17 protein-coding genes and 1 tRNA gene are annotated in these 20,818 nt (G+C 66.8%); 8 read left to right on the forward strand and 10 right to left on the reverse strand.

Annotated elements, in window-relative coordinates; translation table 11 throughout:
• Positions 1-77: 77 nt before the first annotated feature.
• The 6 genes from rtcA to AAHM44_RS06350 all read right to left on the reverse strand — a co-directional run bounded on the left by rtcA (position 78) and on the right by AAHM44_RS06350 (position 5,837).
• On the reverse strand, positions 78-1,100 hold the full coding sequence (rtcA, locus tag AAHM44_RS06325; protein WP_342249419.1) for an RNA 3'-terminal phosphate cyclase: 1,023 nt from the start codon (positions 1,098-1,100) through the stop codon (positions 78-80).
• Positions 1,097-1,894, reverse strand: a complete 798-nt coding sequence (locus tag AAHM44_RS06330) for a nucleotidyltransferase domain-containing protein (protein ID WP_342249420.1) — start codon at positions 1,892-1,894, stop codon at positions 1,097-1,099. The genes rtcA and AAHM44_RS06330 overlap by 4 nt, the downstream gene beginning before the upstream one ends.
• Positions 1,895-1,902: 8 nt before the next feature.
• On the reverse strand, positions 1,903-2,346 hold the full coding sequence (locus AAHM44_RS06335) for a hypothetical protein (RefSeq protein WP_342249421.1): 444 nt from the start codon (positions 2,344-2,346) through the stop codon (positions 1,903-1,905).
• 53 nt (positions 2,347-2,399) lie between these two features.
• Entirely contained in the window at positions 2,400-3,626 is a 1,227-nt protein-coding gene (locus AAHM44_RS06340; RefSeq protein WP_342249422.1) for an RtcB family protein, read from the reverse strand.
• 570 nt (positions 3,627-4,196) lie between these two features.
• On the reverse strand, positions 4,197-5,741 hold the full coding sequence (locus tag AAHM44_RS06345; protein WP_342249423.1) for a vWA domain-containing protein: 1,545 nt from the start codon (positions 5,739-5,741) through the stop codon (positions 4,197-4,199).
• Between the two features lie 18 nt (positions 5,742-5,759).
• Positions 5,760-5,837 (reverse strand) — tRNA-Pro (locus tag AAHM44_RS06350).
• A 263-nt stretch (positions 5,838-6,100) separates the two neighbouring features.
• Here AAHM44_RS06350 and rtcR point away from each other — a divergent pair.
• Both rtcR and AAHM44_RS06360 read left to right on the forward strand, forming a co-directional pair.
• Complete coding sequence (gene rtcR, locus AAHM44_RS06355; protein WP_342249424.1) at positions 6,101-7,696, forward strand: RNA repair transcriptional activator RtcR; 1,596 nt, start codon at positions 6,101-6,103, stop codon at positions 7,694-7,696.
• Positions 7,697-7,836: 140 nt separating this feature from the next.
• Positions 7,837-8,853 (forward strand): alpha/beta hydrolase, encoded by a 1,017-nt coding sequence (locus AAHM44_RS06360; RefSeq protein ID WP_342249425.1) that lies wholly within the window; start codon positions 7,837-7,839, stop codon positions 8,851-8,853.
• Between the two features lie 118 nt (positions 8,854-8,971).
• Here AAHM44_RS06360 and AAHM44_RS06365 read toward each other — a convergent pair whose 3' ends face one another.
• Genes AAHM44_RS06365 through AAHM44_RS06380 form a run of 4 tightly spaced genes read right to left on the reverse strand, consistent with a single transcriptional unit; the run spans position 8,972 to position 13,065 of the window.
• On the reverse strand, positions 8,972-10,213 hold the full coding sequence (locus tag AAHM44_RS06365; protein ID WP_342249426.1) for an MFS transporter: 1,242 nt from the start codon (positions 10,211-10,213) through the stop codon (positions 8,972-8,974).
• Entirely contained in the window at positions 10,214-10,936 is a 723-nt protein-coding gene (locus tag AAHM44_RS06370) for an IclR family transcriptional regulator (RefSeq protein WP_184161717.1), read from the reverse strand. It lies immediately after the preceding gene.
• 39 nt (positions 10,937-10,975) lie between these two features.
• A complete protein-coding gene (locus AAHM44_RS06375) occupies positions 10,976-12,142 on the reverse strand; it encodes a mandelate racemase/muconate lactonizing enzyme family protein (protein ID WP_342249427.1) in 1,167 nt (388 codons plus the stop codon).
• 2 nt (positions 12,143-12,144) lie between these two features.
• Complete coding sequence (locus AAHM44_RS06380; protein WP_342249428.1) at positions 12,145-13,065, reverse strand: dihydrodipicolinate synthase family protein; 921 nt, start codon at positions 13,063-13,065, stop codon at positions 12,145-12,147.
• A gap of 211 nt (positions 13,066-13,276) precedes the next feature.
• Between AAHM44_RS06380 and AAHM44_RS06385 the strand changes: the two genes are divergently transcribed.
• The 6 genes from AAHM44_RS06385 (at position 13,277) to AAHM44_RS06410 (ending at position 20,728) form a co-directional block, all read left to right on the forward strand.
• On the forward strand, positions 13,277-15,952 hold the full coding sequence (locus tag AAHM44_RS06385; RefSeq protein ID WP_342249429.1) for a TonB-dependent receptor: 2,676 nt from the start codon (positions 13,277-13,279) through the stop codon (positions 15,950-15,952).
• Between the two features lie 27 nt (positions 15,953-15,979).
• A complete protein-coding gene (locus AAHM44_RS06390) occupies positions 15,980-16,708 on the forward strand; it encodes an SDR family NAD(P)-dependent oxidoreductase (RefSeq protein WP_342249430.1) in 729 nt (242 codons plus the stop codon).
• Positions 16,692-17,609: a 2-dehydro-3-deoxygalactonokinase gene (locus AAHM44_RS06395; protein WP_342249431.1), complete on the forward strand. Its 918-nt coding sequence runs from the start codon at positions 16,692-16,694 to the stop codon at positions 17,607-17,609. The genes AAHM44_RS06390 and AAHM44_RS06395 overlap by 17 nt, the downstream gene beginning before the upstream one ends.
• Positions 17,606-19,045, forward strand: coding sequence for a 2-dehydro-3-deoxy-6-phosphogalactonate aldolase (locus tag AAHM44_RS06400; protein ID WP_342249432.1), 1,440 nt, complete (start codon positions 17,606-17,608; stop codon positions 19,043-19,045). The genes AAHM44_RS06395 and AAHM44_RS06400 overlap by 4 nt, the downstream gene beginning before the upstream one ends.
• 69 nt (positions 19,046-19,114) lie before the next feature.
• Entirely contained in the window at positions 19,115-20,398 is a 1,284-nt protein-coding gene (locus AAHM44_RS06405; RefSeq protein WP_342249433.1) for a BNR-4 repeat-containing protein, read from the forward strand.
• A 60-nt stretch (positions 20,399-20,458) separates the two neighbouring features.
• Positions 20,459-20,728, forward strand: coding sequence for a hypothetical protein (locus tag AAHM44_RS06410; protein WP_269573808.1), 270 nt, complete (start codon positions 20,459-20,461; stop codon positions 20,726-20,728).
• Positions 20,729-20,818: the final 90 nt, after the last annotated feature.

Consider the following 20,818-nt stretch of genomic DNA (forward strand, 5'->3'; position numbering starts at 1 on the left):
CAAAGCGACATGCCAACCGGCATTTCGACATTCCGGCAACTGCCCGACCGCTTGCGCAAACCGGGCAGTTGCTGGTCTCAGCCGCTCGCCAGCCGGACGAGATGGCACCCATCGGACTGTTGCTCGAACAGCCAGCGTTGCCCCGTGAACCGTTCGATAATATCGGCGGCGGTCCGCGCATGCTGGCTCGGCTTCACCGTGGTGAAGCTGCCCCCACCGGCAAGCGCGAAGGGCAGCAGCAACTGGTCGGCGAGATACGGCCCTGCGAATGCCGGCGATTCGAGAAACCCGGCCATGCGCTGCGCCGCCGTCCGGGCGAGCGATTCCGCCGATACGCCCAGCTTGCCGAAGCCGGTGACGACCTCGGTCACCTGCTCGAACTCGGCCGCGAGCAGCAGCGCATTGCCCGGCCCCTGCCCCTCGGGGAGCTGGTGCATGGCAAAGGCGTCCTCGGGCCACTCAGGCAAAAGGCTGCGTGCAGTCCGCAATTCACGCTCGGCGATATTGCCCGGCAATGCCGCGAACAGCGCCATCGCCGAAACCGAGCGCAGCGCACCGCGCTCAATGCAGTCGATCGGCGCGAGCTTGCCCGGCACGATGTCCACTTCGATCCGGCCGCCACCGCGCGGGTAGAAGCCATGGCGGACCAGCCGCATGTCGATACCCGCGCCCATCCGCCGCACCACCGGCGCGAACGTCTTCGCGATGAAGTCGAACGGGGGCGCGAGCATGTTGTGCGTGCCGCCCTCGAGGACAATCCGCGACGGTCCATCGGCCATCAGCAACGGCATCAACAGGGTCTGGAAGACCAGCCCGGTGCTGCCCGCCGTACCCACCGCGAAATGATATTCGCCGGGCGTGACGCGGCCAGGCGTAAAGCTGAAGTCAGACGCGCCGACTTCCAACCCCTCGCAGACCGTGCCGCCGATCGCCAGCGCCGCTTCGATCGCAGTCACATGCTGGCGCATCAGCCCCGGCTTCTCGCGCTTGCCGCGCGCATTGGTGATGCGGAAGGGCTGGCCGGTCACCAGCGACAGCGCGCAGCTGTTGCGCACGATCTGGCCGCCGCCCTCGCCTTCCGATCCGTCGATGACAATCATGTATTCACCAGTTCCAGAAAAAGGTCGTTCGCACGATCGACGAAGCGATCGTGCAGCTTGCGCGCCGGCAGCTCTCCCGCCCGCTCGAGTTCGCCGCGGATCAGCGCGTCGATCTCGGGCGGCCGGGCGCCATTGGCACGCTCGTTAGTGCGCGCCTTGGCCTCGACCAGCGCCTCGATCTGCTCGACCAGCAAGGCCGGCAGGTCGCTCGCCGCAACCAGCGCCTGCAGGTTCATCGGCGGCCGCACCCCCGGGTTGAGCCGGATTGCACGGATCGCCAGCGCAGGACGCAGGGCGTAGAAATACTTCTTCACCGGCACATCCCCTTCCCCGTCGAGCCACCGATCCGCGGCCAGCTTGCCCGACCGCGCATAATGATAGGCGATCGCCCGCGGATCGAGCAGGTCGTCCGCCAGTTCCGCCAACCGGGCGATGAACGGATCATCGGTCCGATAGCGGATCGGCGAGAGCATCCACTCGCTGACCACGGCATTCGACTTGAGCAGCAGAGTGAGCGCCTTGCGCACGTCCCAGCCGTTCAGGTCGATCTCGTCCTCGATCGGCATCTCGATCACGTCGCGGCCGGGCGCCAGCGACAGATACCAGTCGCGCGGCCGCACATAGAGGAAGCGCACGTCATAGTCGCTGTCGGGCGAGGGAAAGCCCCAGGCCCGCGAACCGGATTCGGCCGCAATCAGCAGGCGCGCGCCATGCTCCGCCTCGATTCGCTCGAGGCGGGTTTCGATCTCCTTCCGCACGGCGGAGGGGATGGTCGCGTCGGCCTTGGCTGTCATCTCTTGTCTCACCAGAACATCCAGGGATCGGGCCGTCGCGCGTCGGATGGCCCGATGCCAAAATCATTTTGCCCGAGCATGAGGTCGATAAAGGCCTCTCGCAGCAGTGGCGCACGCTCCGCACCGATTCTGAGGATCAGCCTGTTCTCGACGGGCTCGATCTCCAACGCGGCCTGTTCAGGGCAATATTCGACCCGAAGCCTCTCGAACCTGTCCCACTTTGGCGAGCCGAAGTTCGGCCGCCCCCATATCGCTGGCGTTACCGGAGCGAGCCCCATCGTTCGATGGCTCGGCACTTCCTGACCGACCATGCGATCGATCAGATCGATGATCGATGCACAGCCGTCGCGGTCGGCATGGAAGTGCCAGCCGCGACGGCTGCCGCTGAGCGCGGCATAGCGCCAGATATAAAGGCTGCCCGCCTGCTTCCAGGCGGAAACCTCTGCAATCATCTTCCTGACCTCTTGGGAAACCGGCGGTGTGCGCCAAGAGCTGAGGAGAGCTTTTAGCCCTTCACGCACACCACCTGCTTCAGCGTATGGACGATCTCGACCAGGTCGGCCTGCGCCGCCATCACGGCCTCGATCGGCTTGTACGCCTTCGGCGTCTCATCGATCACGCCTTCGTCCTTTCGGCACTCGACGCCCGCAGTGTCACGGATGTGCTCGTCGAGCGTCACCAGCTTCTTCGCCGCGGTTCGGGACATGATGCGTCCAGCTCCGTGCGAGCAGCTGTCGAACGACTCCGCGTTGCCCAGCCCTCGCACGATGAACGACTTGGCGCCCATCGAGCCGGGGATGATCCCCAGCACGCCCTTCGCCGCGCGCACCGCGCCCTTGCGGGTGACCAGCACATTCTCACCGAAGTGATTCTCGCGCTGGACATAGTTGTGGTGACAGTTGACTGCTTCCAGCTCCGCATCGAACGGCTTGGCGATCTGTCCCCGCAGCGCGCGGATGACGTTGGTCATCATCATCCGCCGGTTCAGCGCCGCGAAGTCCTGCGCCCAGCCGACCGCCTCGACATAGTCGTCGAAATGGTCGGTCCCTTCCGGGAAATAGGCCAGGTTCTCGTCGGGCAGGTTGATGTGCCACTTGCGCATGTCCTGCTTCGCCAGCTCGATGAAGTAGGTGCCGATCGCATTGCCGACGCCGCGCGACCCCGAATGGAGCATCACCCACACGCGCTGGTCCTGATCCAGGCACAGCTCGATGAAGTGGTTGCCCGTGCCCAAAGTCCCCAGATGCACCAGGTGATTGGTGTTCTTGAGCTTCGGATACTTCTCGACGATCCGGTCGAATCGCTGGGCAAGCGTTGCCCAGGCTTCGACGATCGCCGGGGGCGGATCGCCCCACGAACCCGTGTCGCGCTTGTTGCGGTTCATCGACCGGCCGTGCGGCACGGCGCGCTCGATCGCGCTGCGGATCCCTTCCAAATTGTCGGGCAGGTCGCTTGCCACCAGCGAGGTGCGCGCCGCCATCATGCCGCAGCCGATATCGACACCCACCGCGGCAGGGATCACCGCGCCCTTGGTCGGGATCACCGAGCCGACGGTCGCGCCGATGCCGATATGGACATCGGGCATCGCGGCGACATGCTTGAACACGAACGGCATCTTCGCCGCGCGCGCCAGCTGGTCGCGGGCCCCGTCTTCCACAGGCACGCCACGGGTCCACATCTTGATCGGCACGCCCCCTTCGACGTGCTGGAAATCATACAGCGTCTCGGTCATCGCGACCTCCTTCAAACTCGATCATGGTGCCGGCGACGAGCGGTGGCGAGACAGTTTTGCTGAGCTATCCGGTTGCCCGGAGGCGGAGTTGAACCGCCGACCTCCCGCCGCAAGAGGGCGGGTGCTCTGTCCTGTAGTCCCGCCGGCATTCGCCAGCGAATTGGGTTCCGGCGACGAGGGATGCGATGGACGTTCCCCGAAGGGACACTTTGGAGGTGTAGTCCAACGCGGCATTCGCCGGGTTTTGCCGGTCACGGCGACGAGGGATGGGAAAGACTGCCCCGAAGGGCCGGTGCTCTATCCGCTGAGCTACCGCTCCCGGGGGAGCGGGCGGGATTCGAACCCGCGACACCCGCATTACCAATGTAGTCCTTGCCCGGCATTCGCCGTGATGTTCGTGTTGGGCCGTGGCGACGAGGAGTGACGAGAACGTCCTTGAGCTACCGCTGCAACGGGGGGACTCAAACCCCACCTCCCGTTCGGCCGAAGCCTCCCGGGCGCTCTTTCCGGACTTTCGGGTTTCCCCTTGGAGCAATGTAATCCCGCCGGCATTCGCCACGGCCCTGTTCGTCAGATCTCCACTTGCTTGACGATGCCCACCCAGTCACGCGTGTCGCCGGAAACGAAGCGCGCGATGGTGTCGAACACCGCGTCGGAGAAGCCCCCGACATTCAATATGTCCGCCCGGTCCTGCGCCTGGCTGGTGCCATGCGGCTGGATGTCGATGCAGACGAGCTTGGCAGCCGGGTTGCGGCGCTTCAGCGCGTTCCACTCGCGCATCGTCGCCGTCGCGCCGTACCGGTTGGCATCCACCCAGGACTCGTTGTCCGAGACGATCACCACCAGGTCCACCGGCTCGCGCAGCAGGTTGAGTGCAGCCAGCGGTGCCGAGACGTTGGTCCCGCCCCCGCCGATCGCCGCCAGCTTCGCCGCATTCACAGCGACGCGGGCGCGCGGATCGAGCTTCACCTTCACCACCGCCTGCTCGAACGGCAGTACGCGGGTATCGCGATTGGTGCGCAGCATCGCTGCAGCAACCAGCGCCGCGACATCGATGCACCGCACCTTCGACGAGACGCCCTTGCGGTAGCCCGTCGCCGGCGAAGACATCGACCCCGACACATCGGGACAGACCACGACCCGGCCCGGCACCTTCGGCACGCGCGCAAGCGACTGCTCGAGCGCATCCTCCAGTGCAGCCTGGACCTTGAGCGGCACGCTCTCGCGCGCCTGGTCCAGCGCCACCATCAACTGGTAGGGCATGGGCCGTACCTTCGCGATCGCGTCGCCAGCCGCCAGCCGCGCGGCAACCGCATCGGTGACTCCCGCCACGTCGAACGCGCCGTTGCGCGCCAGCGTGTTGAGGTTCATCCGCAGCGCCTGCCAGCCGATCCGCGTGGACAGCACCGCCCAGTCTTCCGCCGTCAGCGGAAAGGCAGTCAGCCACTCGAACGGCACGTTCGGCAGCGGGAGCGACCGATCGGCCTTCCACGCCTCGAACCCGGCGATCTCGGCAGGCAGCGCGGCAACGTCGTACGGACGCCCGATCAGCCAGCCGTAGAAAGCGCGCCGCGCCGCATCGGCGGGCTTGGGGTGCACCATGCGGACAATGTCCGCCAGGCTCGGATCCTTGCCCGTCGCCGCCATCAGCTGCGGCATCGACGCCTGCTCCAGCCAGCGCTGGACCAGCCGCTTCGGCCGCGAGCCGAGCGAAGTACGCCCCACATGCCCCGAGCGCATGATCTGCACGAAGTTGCGCAGCATGCGGCCATTGTCGATCACCCGGCCGAACACGCGGACCGCAAGATCCGGATCGGCAACCGTGAGATACGCCGCAAGCAGCGCCGGCATGTCCTTCATCGCGCCCGACTGCCGGGCGTAGACCGCGGCCTGGGCAACGAAATACGGATCGCAGACCCGTGCGGCATCGAGCATCTCGGCCAGCTGCGTTTCCGCCGGCGCGTAGAAATTGTCGGCCAGCGTGCCGGTCACGGCAAGCTGGGCGAGCTTGTGCTCGGGCCCATAGGCATATGCCGGCGCACCCTCGCGGTTCCGCGTATCCGCGGCCGGCATCAGCTTTGCGATCGCCGAAGCGAAAAGTCCTTTGTTGGCCATCGTCCAACTCCTCGTATCTGGTCAGGGCGGCAGGATTTGAACCTGCGACCTCCCGCTCCCAAGGCGGGCGCTCTGCGCAGCCTGAGCTACGCCCTGTGAAATTTCCCGGGGGGCGGCCGGCCCATTCCGGCCGCCCCGCGTTTCCGCCGCCGGCTTGGGAGGTTCGACATCTCCCCGTCCGACGCCGAAATGTATTGCAGTGCGCGTGCCAGTTTCGCTGCGCGCGCCGGAATTTTCTCACAACATATTGGTTATTAGTTATTTTATTCGGCACGCTGATGTGACTGCATTCTCATCGAAAACAAATCGAAAGCGATTTTGCTATCGATAGAGATCGTAATTTATCCTATGGTATAAGCATGAAGCCACTCACCGTTATCGGATTCCTCGGCTCGACGCTTGACGCGAGCAAGTTTGGCCCGTCACGCTGGGGCAAGTGGCGCCCGTCCGTCGCACTGACGATGCACGAGGATCTGCGCGTCGATCGCTTCATCCTGCTGCACGGCTCGCTGCATCGTCGGCTGGCGGAATACGTCGCCGAGGACATCGCCTCGGTGTCCCCCGAGACCACCGTCGAGATGCGGCTGCTCGATTTCGGCGACCCCTGGGATTTCGAGCAGGTCTACGGAAAGCTGCTCGACTTCGCCCGAGCCGAACCCTTCGATCCGGACGTCGAAGACTATCTGATCCACATCACCACCGGCACGCATGTCGCGCAGATCTGCCTCTTCCTGCTCACCGAGGCGCGCTATCTGCCCGGCCGCCTGCTGCAGACCCAGCCGCGGCGCGGCACGCCCGGCGATGCCGCCGGCCTGTGGAACGTGATCGACCTCGACCTGTCGCGCTATGACAGCATCGCCACCCGCTTCGCCGTTGCCGCGGAGGAAAGCACCTCCTTCCTCAAATCGGGCATCGAGACACGCAACGCCGCGTTCAACCGGATGATCGACGAGATCGAGCATGTCGCCCATCGCTCCAAGGCGCCGATCCTGCTGATGGGGCCCACCGGCGCGGGCAAGAGCCAGCTTGCGCGACGCATCTACGAGCTCAAGCGCCTCAAGCACCAGATCGCAGGCACCTTCGTCGAAGTGAACTGCGCGACGCTGAAGGGCGACGGCGCGATGTCGGCGCTGTTCGGGCACCGCAAGGGCGCTTTCACCGGCGCGGTTGCCGATCGGCCGGGGCTGCTGCGCGCCGCCGACAAGGGCATGTTGTTCCTCGACGAGATCGGCGAGCTGGGCCTCGACGAGCAGGCGATGATCCTGCGCGCGATCGAGGACAAGCGTTTCCTGCCGGTGGGGTCTGACAAGGAAGCCGCATCCGACTTCCAGCTGATCGCCGGCACCAATCGTGACCTGGGCGAGGCCGTCGCCGCCGGCCAGTTCCGCGACGATCTCTATGCCCGGCTCAACCTGTGGACCTTCCAGCTGCCCGGCCTGGCCGAGCGGCGCGAGGATATCGAGCCGAACCTCGACTATGAGCTCGAGCGCTTCGCCGAACGCGAGGGCGACAGCGCCAGCTTCAACAAGGAAGCCCGCCAGCGCTACCTGGCCTTCGCGACCGGACCGGATGCCAGGTGGCCGGGCAATTTCCGCGACCTCGCCGCCAGCGTGACGCGTATGGCGACGCTCAGCGCCAAGGGCCGGATCGACCTCGAATGCGTGGAAGCGGAGATCGAGCGGTTGAAGCGGCTCTGGTCGGGCCAGCGCGAGGACGAAGCGGGCGTGCTGGGCACGATCCTCGCCCCCGAGGCACTCGCCGAAATCGATCCGTTCGATCGCGTCCAGCTGGCGGAGGCGATCCGCACCTGCCGGCGCAGCCGCTCGCTATCCGAAGCCGGCCGCACCCTCTTCGCCGCCTCGCGCACCCGCCGGGCCAGCGCCAATGATGCAGACCGGCTGCGCAAATATCTGGCGCGCTTTGGGCTGGATTGGGCGGTAGCGTCGGGCCAATGAACCGGCCAAGACATATATAGCAACAATTATGGCCGATATTGTGCCTTTCCGCAGGATATCGGCCATTTTCGTTGCTGTGTTCGCCACACTGGCTAGGATGCCCTCGCCCGCATCGACAAGGGCCGCGCAGGGAGAGGATGATGACCCGCATCGTGGAAGCCGGTAGCCGCCGGAACATGCTCAAGGCGGCTGCGCTGCTGCCCGCCGTCGCGGCGGGCGCCGCGAGGGCGCAAGCCGCGTCGCCAGGCGACCTCCTCGCCTTCGCCCGCGACACCCGCGAGCCGGATCTCGTCCTGCCGCTCTGGCCCGAGGGCAAAATGCCGGGCAGCCCGATCCCGGCGATGACCGAACGCATCGACGACCAGACCGACAATGCCGGGCTGCGCTACCGCGTCGCCGAGCACGTCACGCGCCCCACCCTTTCCTTCTTCGCGCCGACCGCGAGCCCGACCGGCGCCTCGATCCTGATCCTGCCCGGCGGCGGCTATTCGCGCGTCGGCATCGACCGCGAAGGCTATGAGACCGCGCGCTGGTTCAATGCGCAGGGCATCGCCGCCTTCGTGCTGCGCTACCGATTGCCCGCGGATCGGTGGGGCGGCGGCGCGCTCGTCGCGCTGCAGGATGCGCAACGGGCAATGCGGCTGATCCGGGCGGGCGGCAAATGGAGCATCGACCCCAAGCGCGTCAGCGTGCTCGGCGGATCGGCCGGCGGGCATCTGGCGATCAGCCTGTGCGTGAAGGTCTATGACCGCACCTATCCGGTGATCGACGCCGCCGACCGGCTGCTCACCCGGCCCGATGGCGCTATCCTGCTCTATCCGGTCGTGTCGATGGGCGCGGGCGCGCATACCGGATCGAAGCTGGCGCTGCTCGGCCCCGACGCCTCAACCGCGGACGCAGCCGCCTGGTCGTTCGACCAGCGCCTGCCAGGGATCACGCCGCCGATCTTGCTGGCGCATGCAGTCCATGATCGGGTGGTGCCGGTCGATCACGCGCTCGCGCTGTTCGGCGCGGTGCGCGGATCGGGCGGCTCGATCGACATGCATTTGTTCGAGGACGGCGCACACGGGCTCGGCCTGCGCGGCGATCCGTCCTGGCCGATGTCGGACTGGCCCAACCTCGCCCGACGCTGGCAGCAGCGCAACGGGCTGGCCTAAGGCTTCCACTTACATCGTCACCCCGGTCCTGAGCCGGGGTCCCGCTTCTTCGCGGGACGGCCAGATAGCGGGACCCCGGGTCAAGCCCGGGGCGACGGTAGAAGATTCGGCGTAGGGCTCAGGCTGGCCGCAGTTCCGACTTCGGCTGGCTGCGCAGTGCCACAAAGGCGATCAGCATCGCCAGCGGGTGGAGGCACCCCATCAGCAGGAAGATCTGCCCGTAATTGCCCGACTGGGCGAGACGGCCGACAAGCTGAGTCGAGAAGATCCCGCCCAGCCCGCTGCCCGCCGCGACGATGCCGAACACGGTCGCCACCACCCGGGTCGGATAGAGGTCGACCACCAGGGTGCTGATATTGATCTGGAAGACGAGGTGCGCGAACGCCACCAGTGCCGCCAGCGCGAAGGTCACTTCGATCCCCGGATTGGTCGAGATCAGCATGCCCACCGGCGCCAGCACCGCCGCGACGCCAAGACCGACCAGCCGGCTGTTCGGAGGAGTCATCCCGCGCTTGATCAGCTGGCCCGAGAAGATGCCCCCGCCGATGCTGCCGATGTCCGCCGCGAGATAGACGATCCACGCCGTCGCCGCGATCGTCATCAGGCTCAGCTCGCGCTGATCGGCAAGGTATTTTGGGAACCAGAACAGGTAGAAATACCACACGGGATCGGCGAGCATCCGCGACACGGCAAAGCCCCAGAGCGGCCGCTCGCGCAGGATGACGCGCCACGGCGTCGGCTCGCGCACTTCCTCCCGCGCCTCCTTGCGACGCGGATAGATCGCCAGCCAGGCAACCAACCAGACAAAGCCCATCGCGCCGGTCGCCACGAACGCTTCGCGCCAGCCATAGGTGAGTGCCAGCCAGCCGATCAGCGGCGGGGCGATCGTCGCGCCGACCATTGCGCCGGCGGTATAGGTGCCGAATGCGAAGCCGCGTTCGCGCGGCGGGAAATGCTCGGAGACCGCCTTGGGCCCGGCGGTATAGTTGCCCGCCTCGCCCAGGCCGAGCATCGCCCGTGCCCCGCCCAGCGCCCCGGCGCTGCGCACGAAGCCCGTCGCCATGTTGGCGAGCGACCACCAGCCGACGAACAGCGCCAGCGCCGTCCGCGTGCCCAGCTTGTCGGTCAGCCAGCCGGCGACGAGATAGGCGATGGTGTAGGCGATCAGGAACAGCTGGACGACATGCGCATAGCCGATGTCGTTCATGCCCAGGTCGCGCTGGACCATCGGCGCCAGGATCGAAAGCGTCTGCCGATCGACATAGTTGAGCACGGTCGAGGCGAAGAGCAGCGCGAGGATCGCCCAGCGCAAAGGGCTCGGCGATTTGGTCTCGCCGATGGGCACAGCCGGATCGGACATTCAGCCTCCTATTTCGGGTGCAGCCTCGCGCAGCGCGGCAACCAGCGGCTCGGTCGCCGCCTCGGGAATCCAGCCGGAAAGCGCGATGCCGGCATGGGCCGGGTCGCCGGTCGAAACCGCGACGACATGATGGTCGCGCTCATCGGCGACATGGACACGCGCATAGCCCAGCCGCCGCACCTCGGCGAGCTTGGCGAGCAGCTGCTCGATCCCTTCCGGGAACATCGGAATGTCCTTGTCGCGGTAGATGTCGCGCACTTCGTCGTCGTCCAGCTCGGAGAGCAGGACGATGCCGATGCCGCTGGTGGTGGCGGGCAGCAGGCCGATACGCCCCAGCCCGCGCGATGCCTCGATTCCCGGCGGCGCGTGAAACAGATAGCTGACGCTGTCGCCCCACAGCACGCCGAGCGCGACCGTGTGGCCAAAGCGGCGAAGATTCTCGAGCACCGGCAGCGCGCGCCGGATCAGGCCTGATGCGAACAGGCTCTGCGCGGCGAGCACATGCATGCCGGCGCCGGCGGTATATTTGCGGTTGGCGGTCTGCCGGGCGATGCCGAGATAGGCGAGCGTCTTGAGCAGCCGGTTGATCTTGGTCGGATCGGCGTCGAGCCGGCGAGCGAGCTCGCGGCAGCCGACCGGCTCGGGCGAAGTGGCAAGCGCCTGGAGCGTGGCGATGCCGTCGATCAGGCTCTGGTTCGGCTGGGCGTTGAGTTTAGCGCGCATGGTTGCATCCTATGCACCCGCGCGTGCGCGCCGCATAGCTCACGCCACCTGCTCCGCATGGTCCCAGAAGCGGGCGTTCGGCTCGACGCCAAGGCCCGCACCAGTGGGCAGGACATAGCCGCCCGCGCCATGCCCCATATCGGTATCGAGCAGTGCCAGGTTCCGCTCGAACACGGAATGCTGCCACTCATGCTTCCACAGGCCCGGGATCGTCGCCGAAGCCTGGAGGCTGGCGGCGAGGAAGATGCCGGTGCCGACCGTCGCATGCGGCGCCACCGCGACGCGCTTCGCCGCTGCCAGCCGGGCGATTCGGACGAACTGGGTGATGCCGGTATGGCCCATCTCGGACTGGATGTACGCCAGCGGGCCGGCGGCTAGGCGGTTCGCGGCCTCATACTCGGTGTACCATTCCTCGCCCGCCGCGACCGGCACCGGGCTGGTCGCCGCAAGATGTGCCAAGCCGGCGATGTCCTCGGGCCTGACCGGCGCCTCGACGAAGCCGGGGCGGTACGGCACAAGCTTCTGGATCAGGTCGGCAGCCTCGGCCGGGCTGAACTTCCAGTGCAGGTCGATCAGGACCTCGGCCTTGTCGCCCAGCGCCTCGCGAAGCGCCGCCATCTCGGCAACGATCCCCTCATGGCTGACCACCGCGGCGAACTTGAACGCGTCGATCCCGCGCGCCTGCCATTCCCTGGCCAGCGCCACCCGCGCCTCAAGCGTCGCCGCAGGCAGGCCCGAGAGATAGCTCGGGATCGCCCCGTGCACCGTCTCGCCGATCAGGTCGCGGACAGGCTTGCCCCTGGCCTTGCCCTTCAAATCCCACAACGCGATGTCGATCGCCGCGATCGCATCGACATGGAAGCCGCCCCAGGCGCCGCGCACGCGCATCAGCCCGTAGAGCAGGTCCCAGGTCGCACCGATGTCGGTGATTTCCTCGCCCATCAGCACCGGTGCGAGCAGATCGTTGATGATCTCGCAGGTCGCGCGCGGTGCGCAGATGCCATAGGTCTCGCCCCAGCCCACGCTGCCGTCCTCGGTGGTCACGCGCACCACGATCGAACGGTCAACGGTGGGGTAGATCGTGCCGTTGCCCTTGCGCACGATATAGCCACGCGCATTCACGCGCTCCCCCTCCGCGAGCGGCCCGAGATAGGGGGTGTCGCGGGGGACAGTGACGATGAACGTGTCGATCGCGGCGATGCGCATGGTCAGGCGAGTGCCCCCTGGGGTGCTTCCATCGGCAGCAAGTCTGCCAGCCGGGCGAGCAGCGCGTCCAGCTCTGCCTGGTCGTAGCGGTCGAGTTCCGGCCCCGGCGCACGCACATAAGTGCTCTCGATCAACCCACGACGCTGCAGCACCGCCTTGGTCAGCCGCCAGCGAAAGATCGCCTGCATGTTGAGCAGGGGCAAAGTACGCTCGAACAAATCCCGCGCGCGCCCTTCCTCGCCCGCCGCATAGTCGGCGAGCATGCGGACGTGCAGCTCGGTGATCTCGCAGGCCGGCATCGTGCCGCGTGCGCCGCGCGCCAGCTCGTCGATCACATAGCGCGCGCCGGCCCCGCCGAACACGGCGTCGAGCGAATCGCCGGCCAGTGCGGTCAGCCGGGTGATGCGCTGGCCCGAGGGCGGCGCCTCTTCCTTGACATATTTGATGCCCGGCACCTGGTGCGCAAGTTCCGCGACCTGCTCCAGCGGCATGCCGATGCCCATCGGCGCCGGCGCGTTCTGCAGCATGATCGCGATGCCCGAGCCTTGGTGCGCGGCGTGGAAGAAACCGGCCATCGCGGCAAGATCGCCGGCAAAGGTCTTGGGCGTGAGGATCATCGCCGCCGAAGCACCGGCCTTCGCGCCGGCCTCGGCATAGGCGATCGCCTCATTGGTATCGCCGGTGCTGCCCCCGACCACGAAAGGCACCCGGCCATCCAGCCATTCGCCGATTCGCGCAGTGAGGTGCAGCCGCTCCTCGACGCTCAGCATGTCATATTCGCTGGCGAGCCCCGGGAAGACCACGCCCTGCGCGCCGGCGGCGACGATATAGTCGAGGACGCGGCGCATGCCGGCCTCGTCCACCGCGCCCGTGGCAGTGAAAATCGTCGGCAGAATCGGCAGCACGCCTTGCAGTTGGGTCACGTCCCCTCCGAAATATTTTGTTGCTATATTTGTCATATGCATCCGCAAAATCACCCTTGTCAACTCAAGTGTTGCGCCGATGTCACCGCGCCGCCCTCTGTGAACGAGGGTGTTGCGCGATCCCTATTGTTGCTTTAGTAGATACGTCATGCGGAAGCCAAGGGCATAAAGTCCGGGCCCGCCAACCGCCGGGTTGATAAGGGGAGAGGATATGAAGAATCGCACCGTCCAGCGCCTGCTGGTGTCCACCATTCTCGGGTCGGCGGCATTGCTCGCCACGCCCGCCGCAGCGCAGACCGACTCGGCCGCGCCGGCCGCCCAGGCAGCCGATCCCGCCGGGCAGCAAGACGACGGCGCCATCATCGTCACCGGCATCCGCCAGAGCCTTGGCGCCGCGCGTGACATCAAGCGCGACGCGATCCAGTTCGTCGATGCGATCGTCGCCGACGACATCGGCAAGCTGCCCGATCGCAACGTCGCCGAATCGCTCGCCCGCGTCTCGGGCATCCAGGTCGATCGCGGCATTGCGGAGGGCACCAACGTCTCGGTGCGCGGCCTTCGTCAGAACGTCTATCTGTTCAACGGCCGCGAGATCGTCGATGCCACCGGCCGCGGCGGCGTCGGCCTCGATCAGCTCGGCAGCTCGACCTATGGTATCCTGTCGCTGGTCCCCTCCGAGCTGATCTCGCGCCTCGAGGTGACCAAGCTTGCCGGCGCCGACGACATTGCGGGCGCGCTTGGCGGCATTGTCGATATCAACACGCGCAAGCCGCTCGACGGCCCGAACAGTATCGCCGCCCGCGCCGGCGCCAGCTACGACACGCTGACCGAGAAGCCGAGCTACGAGCTGTTCGGCCTGGTCTCGCAGAAGTTCGCCGGCGACACGCTCGGCGTGCTGGTCTCGGCTTCCTATGGTCGCCGCAAGCTTTCGCAGCAGGGACTCGATACCTTCTCGGGCTATACCCGCTTCACTGACTCAAACGGCGCTGTGCATTTCGGTCATTCGGACGTTCGCCCCGAGGAAATTTCCGAGACGCGCACCAAGTTCGGCCTGGACGGCGTGATCCAGTGGAAGCCGGGGCCGGGCGTCGAGATCACCCTGGACAGCTTCTATTCCAAGCTGATCTCGGACCGCGAGCGCTACTGGGTCTCGTTCAACCCGCAGACCGGGCTGACCAACGCCACCTATTCGCCGAACAACATCCTGATCTCGGGCAACTCGACCGCGCCGGTGCTGACCAACAGCGAGTTCGCCTATACCAAGGCCGACACCTGGTCCTCGGCGCTGAACGGCAAGTTCGACGTGACCGACCGGATCAAGGCAAGCGCCGAGGTGTCGTACAACCGCTCGACCTCGAGCTACGACCAGAATTACCTCCGGCTCCAGCCGCTCACCACGATCACGCCGAGCACCAGTTTCGACTTCTCCAAGGGCGATCTTGGCGCCTATTCGATCAGCGGCATCAACCTGAGCGATCCATCGCAGCTGCGCTTCACCATCCTGTTCGACAATCTCTACCGGGCGAAGACCGAGGCCACCGCCGCGCGCACCGACTGGAGCGCGGACCTGGGCGAAGGCTTCCTCGACAAGCTGAGCGTCGGCGTGCGCTATCAGAAGCTCGACACGCGGGTGAACCCGGCGCTCGCCGATATCCGCCCGACCGGCGGCATCGTCGCGACCTCGCTCGCGCAATATCTGACGCTGCGCTCGAATCCCAAGTTCGCCGAGGGTGACTTCGCGGGCCTGACCCGCACCTTCCTGGCGGGCAATGACACGATCGCCAACGGCTGCAGTGCCTGGACCACGGTCACCGCCGTCTCGCAATCGGCGGCCTGCCTCAATCCGACCCAGACGGCCACCGCGCTCGCCGGTACCTATCGGATCAACGAGAAGTTCACCGAAGGCTATGCCAAGCTCGACTTCAAGGTGGAGGGCGGCCTCGACCTCGCCGGCAATATCGGCGTGCGCTACCTGCACCGCGACATGACCTCGATCGGCAACCTGATCGGCGCCACCGGCGGGGTCACCCCGGCCAGCTTCGAGCGCACCGATGACGAATGGCTGCCCTCGGCAACCGTCCGACTGAACGTCGCCGACGGGATGATCGTGCGCCTGGGCGCGGCGAAGGTCGTCGCCTTCCCGAACACCGCCGATCTCAACAACGGCGTCACGCTCAACAACACCGCGATCTTCGTCGGCGGCGTGCAGACCACCCCGGGCACCGGCAGCGGCGGCGCGCCGAACCTCAATCCGTTCAAGGCGAACCAGTTCGACGCCTCGCTCGAATATTATTTCGGCCGCCAGGCGCTGTTCTCGGTCGGGCTTTTCTACAAGGACGTCTCGACCTTCATCGTCGCCAAGCAGAGCCCTGAGACGTTCAACAACGTCAACTACCTCATCAACCGCAAGATCAATGGCGACGGCGCCAAGGTGAAGGGTATCGAGGCACTGCTCCAGCTGCCCTTCTACTTCCTCCCCGGCGCGCTGGACGGGTTCGGCATCGTCGCCACCTATTCGTACATCGACTCGACCACGCCGATCCGCGACGCGGTGGGCCGCGTGCTCGCCTTCCCGGGCCTGTCGAAGAACAATGCCAATCTGGTCGGCTATTACGAGAAGGGTCCGGTTTCCTTCCGCGTCGCATACAACTGGCGCGACGACTATCTGGTCGGCCTGTCGGGTGCGAACACCGGCATCTACAACGATGCCTATACCGATCTGTCGGCGACCTTCCGCTATGACATCTCGAAGAACTTCTCGCTGAACCTCGAGGCGAACAACCTCCTCAACGAGCATCAGCGCACCTATGACGGCTCCTCGGAGGCCCTGCGGACGAACCTGTTCTTCGGGCGCATGTACAAGGCCAGCGTGAGCGTCAAATTCTGACGCCGGCCTGCCGGGAGGAGATCGAAGGTGAGCGATAGCGAACTGGCCGGACGCACGGCGCTGGTCACCGGCGCCGCGAGCGGGATCGGTGCGGCGATCGCCCGGCGGCTCCGCACTGCCGGCGCCCGGGTCGTCGGGCTCGATCTTCGGCCGGCATCCGATGCGGACGAGGCGCTGGTCGCCGATCTTCGCTCGGATGCGGACGTGGCCGAAGCGGTGGCGCGGCTGGGCGGGATCGACATCCTCGTCCACGCCGCCGCGATCTCGGTGCATGGCGGCGTGATCGACACCGACACCGCCGCCTGGGCCGACATCTACAATGTCAACGTGATCGGCGCCGTGCGGTTGCTGCGCCATGCCGTGCCTCCGATGCGGGCGCGGGGCGGCGGGTCGATCCTGCTGCTTTCCTCGATCAACGCCGATTTCGCGACGCCGACGCTTGCGGCCTATGCCGCATCCAAGGCCGCTATCGAGAGCCTGACGCGCACCGCCGCGCTCGAATTCGCGCCGGATGGGATCCGGGTCAACGCAATCGCTCCGGCTTCGGTCGATACGCCGTTGCTGCAGGACTCCTTCGATCGCGCGGCCGATCCTGAAGCCGCGCGTGCCGCCAATATCTTGCGCCATCCGCTTGGCCGCCTCGGCACGCCCGAGGACGTTGCGGAGCTGGCGCTGTTCCTCGCCTCGGATCGGGCGAGCTGGATCACCGGGGCCATTCATCCCCTGGACGGAGGTGCAAGTGTCACACGCCGCTGATGCCGAGATTGTCGGCGTCAATTGGGGAAGCTCGAACTTCCGCGCCTGGCGCATCGCGGGCGACGGGACCGTGGTCGATGAGATCGTCGCGGCGAAGGGCGTTGCGGGGCTGAGCCGGGAAGGCATGGCCGAGGTTATGGCGACACTCGCCGCGCGCTGGCCCGATCACGGCCCGATCTACGCATCGGGCATGATCGGATCGAATATCGGCTGGGCCGAGGCGCCCTATGCGATTGCACCGGCCGGCATGGCGGACCTCGCCCGTGCGACGATCCCGGTGGAGATCGGCGACAGCCCGGTGCGGATCGTACCTGGCATCGCCTGCAACCGCGACTTCGACGCCGCGCCGGACATCCTGCGCGGCGAGGAAACCGAACTGCTCGGCCTGATGGAGCTGGCTCCCGGCGACGGCGTCGCGGCGCTGCCCGGCACCCATACCAAATGGGTGCGACGCGAGAATGGACGCATCGGCGAGTTCCTCACCGCCATGTCCGGCGAGATCTTCGACCGGCTGACCGCGCAGGGGCTGCTCGCCTCGATCGTCGAAGGCGAGGCGGCGGACGGACCGGCATTCCGCGAGGGAGTCGCACGCGGCCGTGCCGGCGGGCTTGGGCTGTCGAGCCTCCTCTTCGGCGCCCGCGCCCGCGTGATCCGCGGCGCGCTCAGCCGTGCCGACGCCGCATCCTATATCCGCGGACTGCTGATCGGTTCGGAGATCGCCGATGCGATGGCGGCCTTCCCCGATATGGGCGGTGCCGTGGTGCCGCTGATCGGTAACGGGCCGCTTTCCCGCCTCTACGCCGCCGCGCTCGGCTCGGTCGGCATCGAGAGCGAACTCGTCGAATCGCGCCGCGCCTGTCTTCTCGGCTTCCGCGCGATCCACCGGGCTAGCATCGGATGAGCGACGGCGCGGCCGCCCGGCTCGATGCGGCGCTGGCCGAACTGCCGATCGTCGCGATCCTGCGCGGCCTGCGCGTGGAGGAAGCGGTGGCGGTGGTCGGCGCGCTCTACGATGCCGGAATCCGCGTCGCCGAAGTCCCGCTCAATTCGCCCGACCCGTTCGACACGATCGCGCTGCTCTGCCGCCAGTTCGGCGACCGGATGGCGATCGGGGCGGGGACCGTCACCGATCCGGAGCAGGTACGAAAGCTGGCCGCATGCGGCGCGGCGATCTGTGTCTCGCCCAATGTCGATGCCGCGGTTATCGGGGAGGCACTAAATCTCGGCCTGGTTCCGCTGCCCGGTTGCGCAACGCCGAGCGAAGCGTTCGCCGCACTCGCCGCCGGCGCGCGCCACCTTAAGTTCTTCCCTGCCGCCGGGCGCGAAGGTGACATCGCCGCGCTGCGCACGGTGCTGCCTAAGCATGTGGTGGTGCTGGCGGTCGGCGGCGTCGGCCCGGCCAATATCCCGACATTGCGGGGGGCCGGCTGCAGCGGCTTCGGCATCGGATCGGATCTCTACAAGCCGGGCCGCTCCGCCGAGAAGGTCGGCGGCCGCGCCCGTGCGCTGGTCCGCGCCATCCGGCACGCCCCGCGCGCGCTGCTGCTCGCCAACCCGCAGGCGATCATCGGCGAGTCCCCGGTAGTGCAGGGCGATACCGTCACCTGGACCGATCCGGTGCGCCGCCGAATCTATCGCTTAACCGAAGGCCAGGCGACCGAACAACCGACCGACCAACCCGTCTTCGGCCTCGCCCCGCTGCCCGATGACCGCATCGCCGGCACGCTCGAGAGCGCCTTCTGCACCCTCGCCGGTACTACCGGACCCGTTGCGGAGATCGGCGCCGGATGCCGCTTCAACGACCTGGCCGTCGATCCCAAAGGCGGCCTGTGGGGCGGGACGATGCACAAGGCGATCCTGGCGGGCCGCGGCGCAATCTTCCACGCGCCAAGCCCCGAAGCCGCGCCGCGCCGCGTGGCGGAAGGCCTGGGCGTTCCCAATGGCATGGCCTTCTCCGAAGACGGCAAGACGCTGTTCGTCATCGACACGCTCTCGCGCACCTTGATCGCCTATCCTGCCGATATCGAAGCTGGGATGCTCGGTGAGCCGGTGATCGTCAGCGACTTCATGAGCGTGCCCGGCAAGCCCGACGGCATGACCCGCGCGGCCAATGGCCGTTTCTTCGTCGCGATGTGGGGCGGCGGCTGTATCGCCGAGCTGGCGCCCGACGGCGCCATGCTGCGCAGCATCCCGGTGCCGGCACCCAATCTCAGCAGCGCCGCACTGGCCGGCGACACGCTCTACGTAACAAGCTCGCGCATGCGGCTTTCGCCTGCCCAGCTCGAGGCTTTCCCCGCCAGCGGCGGGCTTTTCGCGATTGACCTGACGGGCGGCTGATCCGCCCGACACACCCGGTCCAAGGAGACGCGTACCGAGTAACCAAAACTAAAATCAGGAGAGAATGCCATGCGCTTGCGCTTGATTGCCAGCACAGCGTTGCTGTGCCCGCTTGCCCTTTTGACGCCCGCCACCGCCCAGGCCCAGGTGGTCGTGGACACGGTACCGGCCGAGACCGATTCCTCCAATGCCGCCGCCTGGTGGCGGCCGATGGTGGTGAAGGGCAACACCACCTATGTCGCGTTCAACGCGCCGGGCGATACCGCCGGCACGCACAAGATCAAGATCGGTGTGAAGACCGGCACCGGCGCCTGGACGATCGACTATCTCAAGGACGAGAACGGCAATGTCTGGAGCCATGCCGACGATGTCGGGCATGACCAGCCGACGATCGCGGTGGACGGAGACGGCTATATCCATGTCTGGACCGATCATCATGTCGACGACTGGCGCTATTTCCGCTCGAGCGCACCCAATGATCCCACCGGAATGCTGCGCCGCATCAGCGACATGCCGGGCACTGTCGGCGCAACCTATCCAATCGCCGAGGATGCGCCCAATGGCGACATCTTCCTGATCATCCGCAACCATTACAACAATGCCGGCCAGGGCGAGCTCTATCGCTGGGACAATGCCGCGAACAGCTGGTCGAAGATCGGCATCTTCGCGCGCGAGAACACCAACTACGTCTATCCCGACGACCTGAAGATCGACGATGCGGGCAACGTCCATATCGCCTTCGAATGGGCCTATGGCACGCCGCGCTCGCTGCGCCACTACGGCTCCTACCTGAAGTACGATGTCGCCGCCGGCGTATTCCGCACCGCGAACGGCGTCGCGCTCAGTGCCCCGGCCACGCGCACCACCGCCAATGTCCTGTTCCAGGGGCTGGGCACCGGCGAGGTGTGGAACAACTCGAACGACGGCGTCGGCATCCAGGCGGCAGGACTCACCGTCGATCAATATGCCCGGCCGAGCATCGCCTATCGCTATCGCACCGCCGGCGGCACCAACGCGTACAACTTCGACGTCTACCGCGTGCGCTGGAACGGCGCCTGGGTCGATCGGGTGAAGATCTACACGGCGAACAACGACGTGCCCGCCGCCGTGGAGACCACGCACAACGGCACCCGGGCGCGGGTCTATTTCACCGTGCTGGGCAGTGGCCTGATGGCGGCGGAAAGCCCGACCTGGGCAGTACACCAGGTCGCGCCGGCCCAGAGCGCGGTGACCCGCATCTCGGGCATCCTCAAGTCGACGACCGAGGACGTGATCTACGCCGCGGCACCGACCGAGATCGACGCCAATCGCGGGCGGCTCCACGTCATCAGCATCGGCAACACCCTGCCCTGACCGAACGAACGCTCCGGCGGCGGGTCCCGCCGCCGGAGCGCTTCCGCATGGAGATCGCCCTTGATCCGCAAACACTTGCTCTGGCTGCTGCCGCTGGCGGGCATAGCCGGCCTGATGCTGTTCCTCGCACGCACCGCCGATGCGCCGGCAAAGAGCGGCACCGTGATCGTTTCGCCGACGCCCGACGCCGCGCCGAGCCCGGCGCCCATCCTCACTCCGCTGCCCGTCGCCACCGAGACGCCGAAGCCGAAGACGGTCCTCATTCCCGAGGCTCCAGCGAAGACGGCGGACGGCACGATCGTCACCCGCTGCACCGATCCGGAGTGCTGAGCGGCTTGGCGCGGCGTTCCATTTGCCCTATGCGCCGCGCCGTGGGGGGGGCCCCCCCCCCCCCCCCAAAAAGCGCCGGGGGGCCCCAAA

It is taken from the genome of Sphingomonas sp. OTU376 (assembly GCF_038440415.1).
Lineage (GTDB): Bacteria > Pseudomonadota > Alphaproteobacteria > Sphingomonadales > Sphingomonadaceae > Sphingomonas > Sphingomonas kyeonggiensis_A.

Bases quoted from the DNA above. Each gene is read 5' to 3' on its own strand.
- rtcA (WP_342249419.1), bottom strand. From the start codon at position 1,100: ATGATTGTCATCGACGGATCGGAAGGCGAGGGCGGCGGCCAGATCGTG.
- AAHM44_RS06330 (WP_342249420.1), bottom strand. From the start codon at position 1,894: ATGACAGCCAAGGCCGACGCGACCATCCCCTCCGCCGTGCGGAAGGAG.
- AAHM44_RS06335 (WP_342249421.1), bottom strand. From the start codon at position 2,346: ATGATTGCAGAGGTTTCCGCCTGGAAGCAGGCGGGCAGCCTTTATATC.
- AAHM44_RS06340 (WP_342249422.1), bottom strand. From the start codon at position 3,626: ATGACCGAGACGCTGTATGATTTCCAGCACGTCGAAGGGGGCGTGCCG.
- AAHM44_RS06345 (WP_342249423.1), bottom strand. From the start codon at position 5,741: ATGGCCAACAAAGGACTTTTCGCTTCGGCGATCGCAAAGCTGATGCCG.
- rtcR (WP_342249424.1), top strand. From the start codon at position 6,101: ATGAAGCCACTCACCGTTATCGGATTCCTCGGCTCGACGCTTGACGCG.
- AAHM44_RS06360 (WP_342249425.1), top strand. From the start codon at position 7,837: ATGACCCGCATCGTGGAAGCCGGTAGCCGCCGGAACATGCTCAAGGCG.
- AAHM44_RS06365 (WP_342249426.1), bottom strand. From the start codon at position 10,213: ATGTCCGATCCGGCTGTGCCCATCGGCGAGACCAAATCGCCGAGCCCT.
- AAHM44_RS06370 (WP_184161717.1), bottom strand. From the start codon at position 10,936: ATGCGCGCTAAACTCAACGCCCAGCCGAACCAGAGCCTGATCGACGGC.
- AAHM44_RS06375 (WP_342249427.1), bottom strand. From the start codon at position 12,142: ATGCGCATCGCCGCGATCGACACGTTCATCGTCACTGTCCCCCGCGAC.
- AAHM44_RS06385 (WP_342249429.1), top strand. From the start codon at position 13,277: ATGAAGAATCGCACCGTCCAGCGCCTGCTGGTGTCCACCATTCTCGGG.
- AAHM44_RS06400 (WP_342249432.1), top strand. From the start codon at position 17,606: ATGAGCGACGGCGCGGCCGCCCGGCTCGATGCGGCGCTGGCCGAACTG.
- AAHM44_RS06405 (WP_342249433.1), top strand. From the start codon at position 19,115: ATGCGCTTGCGCTTGATTGCCAGCACAGCGTTGCTGTGCCCGCTTGCC.